Origin of the sequence: Pantoea sp. alder81 (assembly GCF_020179835.1) — a bacterium.
GTDB lineage: Bacteria > Pseudomonadota > Gammaproteobacteria > Enterobacterales > Enterobacteriaceae > Pantoea.
The window spans coordinates 238,032-252,393 of sequence record NZ_JAIUDA010000005.1 but is presented as its reverse complement, the minus strand read 5'-3'; the positions used below and the strand labels follow the sequence as shown (position 1 = coordinate 252,393).

General features: G+C 52.1%; 13 protein-coding genes. 6 read left to right on the top strand and 7 right to left on the bottom strand.

Annotated elements, in window-relative coordinates:
* Nucleotides 1–64: 64 nt before the first annotated feature.
* Nucleotides 65–1,039 carry a UV DNA damage repair endonuclease UvsE gene (uvsE, locus tag LBW88_RS15855; RefSeq protein WP_224933138.1) on the top strand — a complete coding sequence of 325 codons (975 nt, stop codon included), beginning with the start codon at nucleotides 65–67 and terminating at the stop codon, nucleotides 1,037–1,039.
* On the opposite strand, the gene LBW88_RS15850 is transcribed toward uvsE, so the two are convergent.
* The 5 genes from LBW88_RS15850 to ascF form a co-directional block, all read right to left on the bottom strand.
* On the bottom strand, nucleotides 1,026–1,499 hold the full coding sequence (locus LBW88_RS15850; protein WP_224933139.1) for an OmpA family protein: 474 nt from the start codon (nucleotides 1,497–1,499) through the stop codon (nucleotides 1,026–1,028). The two genes, uvsE and LBW88_RS15850, sit on opposite strands and share 14 nt — an antisense overlap.
* Entirely contained in the window at nucleotides 1,496–2,710 is a 1,215-nt protein-coding gene (locus LBW88_RS15845; RefSeq protein WP_224933140.1) for a diguanylate cyclase domain-containing protein, read from the bottom strand. The genes LBW88_RS15850 and LBW88_RS15845 overlap by 4 nt, the downstream gene beginning before the upstream one ends.
* A 1-nt stretch (nucleotide 2,711) precedes the next feature.
* Nucleotides 2,712–3,296: a YfiR family protein gene (locus LBW88_RS15840; protein ID WP_224933141.1), complete on the bottom strand. Its 585-nt coding sequence runs from the start codon at nucleotides 3,294–3,296 to the stop codon at nucleotides 2,712–2,714.
* Between the two features lie 195 nt (nucleotides 3,297–3,491).
* Nucleotides 3,492–4,925, bottom strand: a complete 1,434-nt coding sequence (locus tag LBW88_RS15835) for a 6-phospho-beta-glucosidase (protein WP_224933142.1) — start codon at nucleotides 4,923–4,925, stop codon at nucleotides 3,492–3,494.
* 16 nt (nucleotides 4,926–4,941) lie between these two features.
* Nucleotides 4,942–6,381, bottom strand: a complete 1,440-nt coding sequence (gene ascF / locus LBW88_RS15830; RefSeq protein ID WP_224933143.1) for a PTS cellobiose/arbutin/salicin transporter subunit IIBC — start codon at nucleotides 6,379–6,381, stop codon at nucleotides 4,942–4,944.
* Between the two features lie 255 nt (nucleotides 6,382–6,636).
* Here ascF and LBW88_RS15825 point away from each other — a divergent pair, with 255 nt between their 5' ends.
* The 4 genes from LBW88_RS15825 (at nucleotide 6,637) to LBW88_RS15810 (ending at nucleotide 12,305) form a co-directional block, all read left to right on the top strand.
* Nucleotides 6,637–7,650, top strand: a complete 1,014-nt coding sequence (locus LBW88_RS15825; protein WP_224933144.1) for a LacI family DNA-binding transcriptional regulator — start codon at nucleotides 6,637–6,639, stop codon at nucleotides 7,648–7,650.
* 129 nt (nucleotides 7,651–7,779) lie between these two features.
* Complete coding sequence (locus tag LBW88_RS15820; protein WP_224933145.1) at nucleotides 7,780–9,894, top strand: TonB-dependent receptor; 2,115 nt, start codon at nucleotides 7,780–7,782, stop codon at nucleotides 9,892–9,894.
* A gap of 11 nt (nucleotides 9,895–9,905) precedes the next feature.
* A complete protein-coding gene (locus LBW88_RS15815; RefSeq protein ID WP_224933146.1) occupies nucleotides 9,906–10,913 on the top strand; it encodes an ABC transporter substrate-binding protein in 1,008 nt (335 codons plus the stop codon).
* Between the two features lie 333 nt (nucleotides 10,914–11,246).
* Nucleotides 11,247–12,305: an acyltransferase family protein gene (locus LBW88_RS15810; RefSeq protein WP_224933147.1), complete on the top strand. Its 1,059-nt coding sequence runs from the start codon at nucleotides 11,247–11,249 to the stop codon at nucleotides 12,303–12,305.
* Nucleotides 12,306–12,346: 41 nt separating this feature from the next.
* On the opposite strand, the gene LBW88_RS15805 is transcribed toward LBW88_RS15810, so the two are convergent.
* Nucleotides 12,347–12,670 (bottom strand): AzlD domain-containing protein, encoded by a 324-nt coding sequence (locus LBW88_RS15805; protein WP_034824025.1) that lies wholly within the window; start codon nucleotides 12,668–12,670, stop codon nucleotides 12,347–12,349.
* Between the two features lies 1 nt (nucleotide 12,671).
* Nucleotides 12,672–13,412 (bottom strand): AzlC family ABC transporter permease, encoded by a 741-nt coding sequence (locus LBW88_RS15800; RefSeq protein ID WP_224933148.1) that lies wholly within the window; start codon nucleotides 13,410–13,412, stop codon nucleotides 12,672–12,674.
* A gap of 104 nt (nucleotides 13,413–13,516) precedes the next feature.
* Between LBW88_RS15800 and LBW88_RS15795 the strand changes: the two genes are divergently transcribed.
* Nucleotides 13,517–14,350 carry a helix-turn-helix transcriptional regulator gene (locus tag LBW88_RS15795; RefSeq protein ID WP_224933149.1) on the top strand — a complete coding sequence of 278 codons (834 nt, stop codon included), beginning with the start codon at nucleotides 13,517–13,519 and terminating at the stop codon, nucleotides 14,348–14,350.
* Nucleotides 14,351–14,362: the final 12 nt, after the last annotated feature.

Genomic DNA, 14,362 nt, shown 5'->3' with positions numbered 1-14,362 from the left:
GCCGCTGTCCGTGCACTTTCCCTGGAGCAAGCTACACTTTCAGCCTGCTCTAAGGGAGACTGAAATGAAATTGGGTTTTGCGTGTAAGTACTTCGATGCACAGGCTAAGCAGCCGTTTCCGTTTAAAATCACCACGCGTACGCGTTTCCTGAGTCTTGAACGCGAGGAACAAACGCGTTTGCTGGCGCAACTGGCAACCAACAACCTCGAAAACCAAATCCTCACGCTGCAACAACTGGCGAAACTGCCGGATGAGATGCGCATGATGCGTATTGGCAGCGATCTGTTGCCGTTGTATACCGTGCCGGATGCCACCGCCATCTACACCGAATTAATGCCCGACTTACAACCGCTGTTTGCCAGGTGTGGCGAAATCGCGCGCGCAAACAACATCCGGCTCTCATTCCATCCCGGACAATACTCGGTATTGGCATCTGATAATGAAGGCGTGGTGGATCGGGCAATTGAGGACGTGGAGTACCATACGCTGTGCGCGGTATTAATGGGCTATGGTCGCCAGTTTCAGGATTTCAAAATCAACATCCATATGAATGGCAAGAAGGGTATTGATGGCTTTCGCGCGGCGTTTCAGCGTCTCTCTCCTGAGGCGCGCAATATGCTGACGGTTGAAAATGATGAAATCTCTTGTTCGCTGGATGACGTACTGCAGGCGCGCGATCTCTGTCCGGTGGTATTGGATATTCACCATCACTGGGTGAAAGAGAATCAATTTATCCAAGCGGATGATACGCGTATTGCGTTAATTATCGAATCATGGCGCGGTGTGCGACCGGTATTACATTATTCGATTGCTCAGGAAGGTTTAATCCAAGAACACGGCTTCCCGGATCAGCACGATTTAACGGTGCCGAAAACCAAACTGCGTGCACATTCTGACTACTACTTTAATCAGGATTTAAATGACTGGGCGCTGTCATTCAAAGACTTCGATATTATGTGCGAAGTGAAAATGAAGAATCTGGCGGTCGAGCGCTTATACCGTTATGCGCTCGACCAGGGTGCGATTAAGGCGAGGTAATCACAATCGCGACGCGGCGATTCTGGGCGCGGCCCTGCGCACTGTTATTACTGGCGATAGGGGCGGTCATGCCCATACCGCGGGTGATAATGTTGGCGCGTGGAACACCCGCGCCTGACGCCCATTGTGTTGCCACGGCATCGGCACGTTTCAGTGACAGCTGCTGGTTATAATCTGCCTTGCCGTAATTATCCGTATGACCGTCAATGCGGACATGCTGAATACCAGTGGCTGAGAGGTTTTTCGCCATATTAGCGATGTTGGATTTACTGGCCGCGGTGAGTTCAGACTCATTCACCCCAAACAGGATTTTGTCGGATAAACCCAATCCCCATCCTTCCATGTTTTCGGTAAAGCCCGCGCTTTGCATCGCCGCAATCTGTGCGGCGGTGAAACGACCTTTTGACTGACATCCCGCGCAAACCAGAACACACAGCAGTAGAAAGAGTTTAATTTTCATACTCGTACCTTACTTATCCCTTTATTTTTGTACATATGCATATCCGCACGTTCCAGAATCGATTGCACCGTATCGCCATGCTGTGACCAGGCGTAACCAATGGTGACGGAAGTGGTAATCGGTGTGCCTTCGGCAATCATGATCTTCTGCGCAATCGCTTCTCTGATTTCTTCAGTGAGTTGCAGCAACTGTTTTTCACTGGCGCGGCTGGTAATCAACATCGCAAACTCATCACCGCCGAGGCGCGCGACCATATCCTGTTTGTAGGCCAGCGCAACAAGGCGGGAACCGATGGCTTTCAGCACTTCATCTCCCGCCGCATGGCCCCAGTTATCATTGATGCTCTTAAACCGATCGCCATCCAGGAACAGCAACACAAAGCGTTCCTGAGCGAATTGGCCATCAAGCAATCGGGTTAACTGCGTAACAAAGGCGGCGCGGTTGGCCAGCCCGGTTAGCGGGTCTTCTAAAGCCTTCGCCGCTAGTGAACGGTTATCACGCAGTAACGAAGCTTGTAGCGACTGCATCTCGGCTAACAACGAGTTGAGATCGTCCGAAAACAGCTGAAACTCTTTGGTCGGGCTTTCGGGAATACGTAACGAAAAATCACCCGAGCTGATGACGTAATGAATCGAGCTGGTGATATTGCGCAGCGTCTGCAAAATCCCCCGATGCAGAAAAGCGCTCAGCATAAAGGCAACGATCAATACACACAGCATGCCGCTGGATAAAATCATCACAGAGTAGCGGATAAAATCCGTGGCCCCTTTCACCGTGCCCGCCAGCGTCAAACTGCCAACGACATTTTCCGCGTGATTGATGTTCACACTCAGCGGGCGCGCGTAAATCCATTCGCGTAAAAAGTTCTCATACCAGCCATCCTGCTGCTGTTGATCTTGCCAGTTAACCAGCACCGTTTGATCGTCAGTCACCAGCTTCGCCGAGGCAAACATGCCTTCATTGCCCAACATGGCAATTTTTTTGTGGGCGTCATAGCTGTCTTCAAATACGGTGGCGGCGGTCAGGCTGTTGCTCAGCGTCGCAGCAATCAGCTCCAGATTGCGCTTCTCATAACGTTTGATGAAAAGTAACGAGGTTGATGTCAGCAGCAGCCAGCACAGCAACAAAATAACAGCGGAATTGATGATGCTGATTTTGCGCAACCTGATGCGGATAGATGATTTTTCATTTTTTATTTTTTCAAATTTCATCTTATTGGCTTCCTTTGCGCGACAGCAATAACACATCCGGGCTCACACGAACGCCACTGCGAGCCAGTGAATCGAGGTTTACGGCAAACATCGGATGATCGGCATTAAAAATAAGACAGAAAGCGGCTCCGATGGCGCAATCGGTATTATTTTCAGCCAGAGAGAGAACGGCGTGGCCTTTCTCCAGACTAAGCAGTTCGGTCTGCTGCTGGGGTGACTGATCACCAAAATAGAGGGCATCACAACGATTGCTGGCTAACTCAGTTTCACTCTCGAGATAGACCACACTAAAGGGCAGCGCTGTCGCGGTGGTGCTGGCAGGAAAATTGACGTGGCGCGCTGAATTAAACACGCATAGTTGTGGGGCTTCGTGCAACGCCGGCCAACGGGTGAAACTAATGATGCCGCTAACAATACGATTGGCTTTGTCATCTTTCGATGCGGGGTTTTGCGCCGCCGATGCGGAAAGAGAAAGCGGCAGGATTAATAATGCCAGTGCAATGATGCAGGTCAGTGCTGCTTTAAGCTGAGCCAAAAGCAGAAATAAAACTTCACGAGGGTGAAGACGAGGTTCAAAACGTAACATGCCGCCATTCCGCTGGGTTCAACGCGGAAATAGTACCATCGGCATTTATAAAAGAGTACAGATGTTCAATAACCTAAAACGCTGACTTTTAACTCCAGCAGGATAATCAGATCCAATCATTAATAGAGTGTTCGGAGTGGTATTCGAATAAACATGCCGGGCGAACTGACATCACCCGGCAGTGAATCGCAAAGATTATTCACTTAAATCGCGGCCATTGCTGGCAATCACTTTTTTATACCACCAGAAAGATTTTTTGCGGGTGCGCGCCAGTGAGCCATTGCCCTGATCATCACGATCGACATAAACAAAGCCGTAGCGCTTACTCATCTCGCCGGTTGAAGCGGCGACCAGATCAATGCATCCCCATGTGGTGTACCCGATCACTGCGATGCCATCAGCAATCGCTTCGCCCATCGCTTGAATGTGCTGCTTCAGGTAGCTAATACGGTAATCGTCCTGGATTTCGCCGTTGGCATCGATTTCATCACGCGCGCCCAGGCCGTTTTCCACCAAAAATAGCGGCTTTTGGTAGCGGTCATACATCATGTTCATGGTGATGCGCAGGCCTAATGGATCGATGCCCCAGCCCCAGGCGCTACGGGGAATGTGCGGGTTGGTCAGCGATTTCACCACGTTCGCTGCGCTGCTGTTTTTCTCGTTCATATCGGCCGAGGCACAGCGCGACGCGTAATAGCTGAAGGAAACGAAATCCACCGTGTGACGCAGGAGTTCTGCATCACCGTCCTGCCACTGGATCTCAATGCCTTTCTCGCGGAACACGCGAGCAGCGTAAGAGGGATAAGCACCGCGCGCCTGCACATCAATAAAGAACAGGTTCTCGCGATCTTTCTCCAGCGCGGCCCAGACATCTTCAGGATTACATGACCACGGATAGAAATTGCCGCCCGCCAGCATGCAGCCGACCTGGTTTTCGGGGTCAATCTCGTGTGCAATTTTCGTCACCAGCGCACTGGCGACCAGTTCATGATGAGCCGCCTGATATTTAACCTGTTCTGGATTATCTTCTGGTCCGAAGACCAGACCGGCACCTGAGAACGGGCTGTGCAGCAGAATGTTGATCTCGTTAAACGTCAGCCAATATTTCACCAGCCCGTTGAAAGCTTCAAAGCAGGTGCGGGCATAGCTGGCGAAGAGTTCAATCATCTTGCGATTACGCCAGGAGCCGTACTCGGTGACCAAATGCATTGGCACGTCAAAATGGCATAACGTCACCAGCGGCGTGATGCCATATTTCTGGCACTCTTCGAACAGGCTGCGATAGAAAGCGATACCTTCAGAATTCGGCGTTAACTCATCACCCTTTGGATAAATGCGGCTCCAGGCAATGGATGTACGAAACACGGTGAAGCCCATTTCCGCCATCAAGGCGATGTCATCTTTATAACGACGATAAAAATCGATGGCATCGTGGCTCGGATAGTACTCATCGTCACGCAGGGCAAAGCGCGGTTCCAGCCCGAGTTTGACCGGCATACGATGTTCGCCATGCGGGATCATATCCACCGTGGTTAAGCCTTTACCGCCCGCCAGATAGCTCCCCTCTGACTGATTGGCGGCTAACGCGCCGCCCCATAAAAATCCCTCTGGAAATGTCACTTCAGACATAAAAAACCTCAGTTAATCAATTCACATTGACGGCTTTAGCGGCATCCACAACCGGTTTAGGCTGTGCTGTTTCACTCACCGGAATATCTTCAAAGCCAAGAATCAGCGTCAGAACAAATGAAAGCACCACCGACAACACCATCACGCCACCGACCCACACAATGCTCATCGGATTGGCCGGATCAAAGAACTGTACACTGGTGAACAAGCCGGGCGAAGCCATGGAGTGGCTGGCGAGTCCGCCGATGCCGGCCACTGCGCCACAGATAAATCCGCTAATCAGGCTGGCTATCAGCGGTCGTTTAAGGCGCACTGCAACGCCATACAAAGCGGGTTCCGAAATTCCGGCCACAATCGCTGAGGCGGCTGCGGCAAACGCGGTCTGACGCAGTTCCGGATTTTTGGTTTTAAAGGCCACGGCCAGCGATGAGCCACCGAGGGACAGATTGGCGCCGATTTCAGACGGCATCACCATGCCTTCTTTGCCGGTTTCCGCGATGGTCTGAATGATGGTCGGGGTGAACACGCGATGCATGCCGGTCATCACCAGAAGTGGCCACAACGCACCCATGATCGCCACGGATAACCAACCCAGATAGCCATGAATGGTGTAAACCAGCGCTGAAATACCGCTACCAATCCAGATGCCGAGCGGACCAATCAGCACAATGGCAATCGGTGCGGCAATCAGCACAATCAGCATCGGTTTGAGGAAGTTTTTGGTGACCGCAGGCGTAAAGCGATCAACCCAATATTCGATGTGCGACAGGATCCACGTCATCACCAGTGCCGGGATCACGGTGTAAGTGTATTTCACCGCCGTCACCGGGATGTAGGCAAACTCCACAGCCTGGCCTTGTGCCGCTTTGGCCATCAAATCAATAAAGTTGGGATGCACCAGTACGCCGGCAATCGCAATGGCCAATGACATATTGGTTTTGAATTTCAGTGCCGCCGAGGCAGCCACCATCACCGGCAGGAAGAAAAAGGCACCGTCACCGATCACATTCAGGATCACCAGCGTAGACGATCCTTTCGCCAGCACGCCGCTCATCTCCAGCACCATTGCCAGCAGCTTCACCATCGATCCACCGATGATCGCCGGGATCAAGGGCGACATGGTGCCCACCAGCGCATCAAGAATCCCCGCACCAATACTGCGCAGGGTAATTTTGCGTTTCACCGGGGGAGAGTTGTCGCCATTGGGGGTGCCGAGTTTAAGCACCTCCTGATACGCGAGGTTGACGTTATTGCCAATGATCACCTGGCATTGGGTATCGGTATGCACCACGCCCATCACGCCCGGAATCGCTTTCAGCGTGGCGTTATCGATCAGGGCAGCGTCCCGGAGTACGAAGCGCAGGCGCGTCATGCAGTGGGTAACGGCTTCGATATTGGTTAATCCGCCGAGCGAAGCCACAATGGCGCGTGAAACGTCAGCATAATTTTTAGCCATGGATTGTAGGTCTCTGATTTTTATTGAGTAGGGGTACGTTTGCTCGCATATCTGTTGCGAGTCATGAGAAACCGGTTTCACAAAATCATGAATATGAAGTTAAGACCAATCAAGATATTTAAATTTTGATATTTAAAAATGTGATGTTGATCGATAGCGAAGTGAAGGGTCGGCAAACAGCACCGTGAAAAAAATCTCCGCATAATTCGCGACTTAGGTACACTTCAGCGATACAGGCGTAAATCAGAGTGAAATATGGCAACCATAGTTGAGGTGGCGAAGGTCGCAGGCGTATCTAAAGCCACGGTTTCCCGTGTGCTGTCCGGCAACGGTTATGTCAGCGAAGAGAAGCGTGAATTAGTATTTAAGGCCATCGCGGAAACCGGCTTTCGTCCCAATTTACTGGCGCGCAATCTGGCAACCAAGTCGAGCCAGACCATTGGCCTGGTGATCACCAACACGCTCTATTCCGGCAGCTACTTTACCGAACTCATGCAGCATTCGGCCCGACTGATGGAACAGCAGGGACGACAACTGCTGTTGGTGGATGGCAAACACAGCGCGGAAGAAGAACGCGCCGCGATCCAATTTCTGCTCGATTTGCGCTGTGACGGAGTCATCATCTATCCGCGCTTTCTCACCATCGAAGAAATGGATGCGATCATTGATCAGCACTCGCATCCGATTCTGGTGATCAACCGCCGTTTACGGCAACACGACAGCTACTGTATTTACGCCGATCAGCAACGCACCAGCGCCGATGCCGTCGAAGCGTTAATCAAACTGGGTCATCGCGACATTGCCTTTATCACCGGTTCGCTCGATTCACCCACCGGCCGTGAGCGCCTGGCGGGTTATCAATCGGCGCTGGAAAAACACCAGATTCCACTGCAGCAAGCGTTAGTTATGGAAGGGAAGTGGCAGGCGCAAAACGGCGTGGCGGCGGTGGAAACATTGATAAATCAGGGCAGTCATTTCAGTGCGCTGGTGGCCAGTAATGACGATATGGCGGTGGGGGCATTAAAAGCGCTGGCAGCACACAGCATTGCGGTTCCCGCTCAGGTCTCCGTGCTGGGGTTTGATGATATTCCGCTGGCGCCCTTTACCGTTCCGTCGCTCTCCAGCGTGAAAATGCCGGTGACCGAGATGATTCAGGAAACGTTAGAGCGGCTGATCTCGATGCTCGACGGAGGCGAAATGCGCAATCGCCAGCGCTTCTCGGGTGAAGTGATAATGCGAGAATCGATTGGTTCAGGCCCCTTCGCCTGATCAAAAACGATGACGGATCAGTAATATAACGCTGATAAACAATAGGTTGACGAATTTTATCGATATATAATTGAAAATATAGCGATAGCTTAACGCGCGCATCCTTTCGTTAGTCATCCTGGAATTGTCATGTTTATCAAACGTATTACCCTGGTGAAAACAGGTTTCACCAGCGTCTTGTTATTGTCCGCCGTTCCGCTGTATGCCACATCTGAGCAACCGACCATTGCGGTTACTGCCTCGCCGAATCAAACCCCTGCGGAAACCGATAAAAAAGCCACGCTGGGTAATCTCGGTAAACAGGAAGTGCGCAACACGCCCTGGTCGGTGCAAACGGTGTCACCTGAGTTGATGAAGCGCCAGCAGTTCAAAAGCGTCAGCGATTTGTACCGCTATATGCCATCAGTGCAGGGCGATGGTGCGCGCCCGCAAACGCGGGGTATGCAAGGAAGTGTGGTGCAGAACAGCATGATCGATGGGCTGAATGTGGTGTCGACCACCGACTACGCCGCCGAACAGTTTGATCATATTGAGGTGCTGAATGGTCTTGCCGGATCCTTATATGGCCCGGCCAATCCGGCAGGTCTGTTCAATTTCGTTAGCAAACGCGCCAGTGACACGCCTATGCACTCCATTACTGTGGGCGCGGGGACCGGATTAAGCCATCAGCTGGCCGGTGATTTCAGCGGACCGCTGGATAGCAATGACCGTCTGCGTTATCGCCTTAATTTCCTCGATGATGAAGGCGATGGCTATGTGAAAGGCAGCAAAGTGAGGCGTCAGCTGTTTAGCCTGGCGCTTGATGCCAATCTGACCGACCAAACGGTGCTGGAAACCAACTTCAGCTATTACCATTTCTACGACAAAGGGCTGCCGGGCAAATTTGCGCTTGGCAAGGGGTTATCATTCCCCTCTGCGCCCGATCCGAAAACGGCGCATCTGGGGCAATCTTATGCGGGTGATGACAACCACACGCTGACCGCTGGCCTGCATCTCAAACATGATTTCGACGGAAACTGGCAGGGTGAAATCGGTGTTTTACGCCAGATTGCCGACCGTGAATCCACGGCGGTGACCAACACCTTTACAGACAGCCGCGGCAATTACACCACAACCACCTCTTCTGCCACCGCCAGCCGCTTTACGATTAATAGCTACATGGCGAATTTGAATGGAGAAGTGGATACCGGCTGGATTCATCATCAAATCTCAACCGGGCTGCGCGGTTTTGTCTGGAAGAATTACAATCCTCGCAACGGTGCTTCCTCGACCCTGGGCAGCGCTTCGCTGGATGATCCCCAGGCGTTCGCCGAGCCGGATTACCCGGATTTTACCGACCGCTACCATTCCGCCACTGCCAGCCAGCATGCATTCTTGCTCAGCGATAATCTGCAGTTTTCCCCGCAATGGAGCCTGTTACTGGCGGGCAGTGAGAGCCTGCTCAGCTCCTCCAACTACAGCAAAACAGGCAGTCGCAGCAGCAACTCTGCTAACAGCGGATTCAGCGGTTCTGCCAGCCTGATGTATAAGCCGGTTGATCCCCTGACGTTGTATGTCACCTATGCTGACAGCCTGCAACAAGGGGACACCGCACCGGCCACGGCCAATAATGCCGGTGCGATTCTGGCGCCGTATCGCAGCCGTCAGGTGGAAGTGGGCAGCAAGCTGGCAGTGAATAAACTGCTGCTGACCGCCGCGCTGTTCCAGATTAAACGCCCGTTTGCGTATACCAACGCCAGCGGTGATTACGCCATTGATGGCGAACAGCGTAACCGTGGGCTGGAACTGATGGCGGATGGTGACCTCACCGATCGTCTGCATCTGTTTGGCGGCATGACGTGGTTAGATCCGCGCCTGCTGGACACCGCCAGCACGCAAACCGATGACAAGCAGATTGTTGGGCTGCCTCGCTACACCGCCAGCCTGTTTGCCGCTTACGATTTACCGATGTTTAGCGGTACCGATATTCACGGCGGCATTCACTATGTTGGTCGTCGCACTACCGACAATCAGAATGACGGTTGGGTAAGCAGCTATACCACGCTGGATGCCGGAGCCGCCTATAAGACCCGCATGTTTGATACCGCCACCACGTTCCGTCTTGATGTCACTAACCTGACTAACCGCCATTACTGGACCAATATCGTGCCAGGCGGTTTAAACGGATACAGCGGTGCAGGCTATGCCAGCGCTTCCCTCGGTGCGCCGCGTATGGTGCAGGTCTCCATGCAACTTAACTTCTAAGGATGCAAACGATGAGCAAAATGTGGCGTCGGCTATTACCGATGTTGATGGTGAGTACACTGGCTTCAGCCCAAACGGTGATCGATGACAGTGGCAATCATGTCGAAATCAACAAACCGGCGGTGCATATTGCTGACGCCTGGTTTGCGCATCACTCGTTGTTGATGACGTTGGGCGCGGGAGATCGCATCGTGGCGACGGTGAATCATCCCGCCGATCGTCCGTGGATGTTTAAAGTTCAGCCATCCCTGAATCAGGCGTTGCAGGCGAAGGGTAAAACCTTCGCCAGTGAAGCTCTGGTGGTGCGCAACGTTGACGCCATCTTCGTGCCAGCGAATGATCCTGATGCAGAATCGTATCGACTGGCGGGTATCCCGGTTCTGGCAATGAACTTCGATGATTTTGCTTCCATGAAGCGTTCACTGATCACGACGGCGCAAGTGGTGGGTACGCCAGAGGCGGCGAAGCGAGCAGAAGCTTATAACCGCTACCTTGATCAGCACATTGCTGACATCAGCGGGAAAACGGCGGGTCTAAGTGAGGCACAGCGACCACGGGTGTTGCACATCCAGTCGCTGCATCCACTGAAAGTCGATGGGCGCGATACACTGATTGATACCTGGATTAATCTTGCCGGTGGTCGAAATGTCGCTACAGGCATTGTCGGCAATATGAAGCCCATTTCGCCTGAAGAAGTGATTCGCTGGAATCCTGATGTGATTATCATCGGTGCGGGCGCCGGATCGCTGGCAGATTCCGAGTTTAAGACGTTGTTTGGCAGCGTAAAAGCCGTTCAGCAACATCGTGTGTGGCAGAACCCGGCAGGGGTGTTCCCGTGGGATCGTTACGGCACCGAGGTCGCGTTACAGATTCAATGGGCCGCAAAGCAGTTGCATCCGGCGTTGTTCCCTCAGCTTGATTTGGTGAGCGCTACGCAGGCGTTTTACCGACAGTTTTATGACTATTCACTGACGGCGAATGAGGCGCAGCGAATTTTACAGGCGCTGCCACCGGAGTAAATCGCATTTTTTAAAAAAGTCATTTTCAATTGATTAACGCCACTGTTGAAATTCCATGAAAAACCCGTTAACGCTCAACTTATGGCGGGTTTTTTCATTAGCCAGTTTAAGAGTTTTTAAAAAGATTGAGTTGTCATGCGCACTGGTTTATATAGGGGTTTTCATGTGCTCCATACTGGATTGGTAAGTCCAGTGAAAAGTAACGTTAATACTTTTATACATTAACAAAACGCGTATTAAGAAATATTTGAATCAGACTAAGTCTTATTGTTAGTAAAGAACTGTCAGTGCTAAGTTGAATTTACACATCCGGACATCTTTCCTGAGGGAATTATGCACGCACGCATCAAGCATCTTGACGGAATGCGCGGTTTAGCCATCTTAATGGTGATTGGTTACCACGCCTATGCACGTTGGCCAGAACTCTTGCCCTATGCAAACCTCACACAACATATTCCAGTCTTCTCTTTTGGCTGGCTTGGCGTAGAGTTATTTTTCATGATCTCCGGGTTTGTTATTTTTATGACGCTGGATAAGTCAGAGAGCTATATCAGTTTCCTGAAAAAACGCTGGCTGCGACTGTTTCCGGCGATGCTGATTGCCAGCTTACTACTCTTTGCTGTGGGTGGTTTTTTCCCGGAGTGGTCGGCTATGACACCCTATGTCAGGAATCTGCTGCCTGGGCTTATCTTCACCAACCCTGAAACGCTAACGCAAATAACTGGTACTGAATTTAAATCGATGGCGGGTTCTTTTTGGTCGCTGTATGTCGAAGCGGTATTCTATCTGATTATTGGTGCCATCTATTTTACCCTGGGACGGAAGTATTGCCTGCCGGGCTTGCTGGTGCCCATGTTACTGCTATCCGCCTCCTCAGTATTAAAATCCTTAGGTCATCCCATTTTTATTGATGTTATTTCTAAGTTTGGATTTATTCACTACGCCTGGTTTATGGTGGGTTGCCTGGTGTATGAAAGAATGCATGGCCGTGATAAAGCACTACATTATGCGATTGTGGCTTTTGCGATGCTGATTAATTTCAGCTATTACGTTAAGAATGCCGGGGTGATGACGGTGATCCCGCTGCTAATAGTGATGTTGTTCTTTATTGCCAGTTTTTATTCAAAACAGCTGGAGCGTCTGTTATCACTTCGATTCTTCACCGCGATAGGTTTTGCCAGCTATGCGTTTTATCTGATACACGAAAACCTCATGATTGCCATGCTGATTAAACTTAATGTGCATATCAAAAGTGAGATGACCATGTTGCTCATGCCAATTGTGGTCGCCACCGGGCTGTATTATCTGGCCTGGTTCATCACTAAATACCTCGAACCGGCGTTGAGAAATATGTTGAAGGGCAAGCGGACACCGGCACCAGAGGTGGGGTAATAAAATGGGTGCGGTGTGAACCCCGCACCCGTTGCTTATGGCTACAAACCAAACCCGTAACGCAGCGCAGTATACGCCACCATGCCTGCAAGGACGGTGGCGAACAGGCCGCGCGTGACGATGCCGGTGATCGCTGCAATTAGCGCCGCCAGTAACGATAAACTCAAGCCTGAAGCGGTTAACGCCGGTTTTTCGATCAACTCGGCTGTGACAATGGCCGCCATAATGCCCGCAGGGATAAAGCTCAGCCACTGTTGCGCCAGCGGGGCGAGGCGGAAGCGGGAAAGCAGCAAAATCGGGCCAACGCGCATTACCGCTGTGATCAGCGCGGCAACCACAATGGTCATCAGGACATTACGTTCCATGTTACTTCCCCTCCTTGTATTTAATGCGTAACAGCAGCGTGGCCAGACTGGCGGCCATCGAGGCGGCGATGATCACCACCACGCTGAGATCGAGATGTCCCGCAGAGAAAAAGGTCACCAGCACCGCCACTACAATCGCCAGCGTCTCCAGCCATTTGCGGCGGCTGGCAAACCACGTCATTAAAATCAGCCCGATAAACATTGATACCAGACTAAAACTCAATCCGGCCATTAGCGATTCAGGGACGGCAGAAGCGGCATAAGCGCCAATCACACAGGCAATAATCCAGTTCAGCCAGGCGGGCAGGTTGAGACCAAACATCCAGGCGAAAGCAATTTTGCCATGCTGGCTGCCGTGCTGGACTGCGACGCCGAAGGTTTCATCGGTGAGCAGCAGGCCGCTGACGACTTTCTGCCAGCCGCTTTGGCCGCGGAAGAACACGCTAATCGCCGAACTCATCAGCAAATAGCGCAGGTTCACCAGCATCACGCTCAGCACCACTGAAGTCATTTCCGCACCCGCTGCCCACAGCGAATAAAATAAGAACTGCGCCGAACCGGTGTAGAGCAACGTCGCCAGCAGCGCCGTTTGCAGCACGGAGAAACCGGCCAGCGTACCAATGGCTCCGGCCGCAAAACCGATGCTCAGATAACCGGGCACGGTAGGTAAACAGGCGATAAAACCCGCGCGAAAACTCAGTGGATCGCTGTGTTTCGGCACGGTGTGACTATTCAACGACATGACAATTTTCCAAAACCTTCTCAACAGATGCACCAATTTTAAGCCACGATGCTCAAGGCTATAGTAAAATCCTGCTCCCGGAGTACATCAGCGAAGGATTTGTGATGCAGGAAAAACGTGATGACATCAAATTGTGGCGTGACGGCGCTATGCACGGCGGTATGGAAATCCTGCGCGCACGCTGCTACGAGCACAGTTATCCGCCACACTTCCACGACGAATTCGTGATCGCGGCGTTTGCCCGAGGGGCACAACGTACCCGCATTTGCCGTCAACAGGGCATTGCCGCCGCAGGTACGGTGATGGTGATCTTGCCGGGAGAAGTGCACACCGGTGAAGCGGTCCAACGTGATGAAGGCTGGGACTACTGCGCGTTTTACCCTTCTGCCGCACTGGTCAATGAGATTGCGGAGTCACAGATCGGCGGCAAAGGCGAACTCAATTTTGGTGCGGAAGGGATGCGTTATGATCCGCAGCTGGCGCAGCAGATGCTTCAGGCTTCCGCCGTGATGCAGCAAAGTCCGGACGCAGTGGAAAAAGAGTGTGCGCTGTTTCAGGTGCTGAGCACGCTAATCCGTCAACACGGCGAACGCACGATAAAAGGGGGCGAGCGGCACGCTTTACGCGCCGATATTCGGCAAGCGATCGATTTTCTGCATAGCGATTATCACCAGCCACTGTCGGTCAATGAAATCGCCGCCGTCGCCGGGTTAAGCGAATACCATTTTATGCGCACCTTCCAGAAGCTTACCGGCTTATCGGTACATCAATACCTCACGCAAATTCGCCTGATGCGGGCAAAACGACTGCTGTCGAGTGGCTTCGATGCCGCGCACACCGCCAGTGAAGTGGGCTTCTTCGACCAAAGCCACTTCATCAAGAAGTTCCGCGCCCATTTTGGCATTACGCCGGGTGCATTTGCGGCGGCATCGCAGTGATGGAAAGAGGAT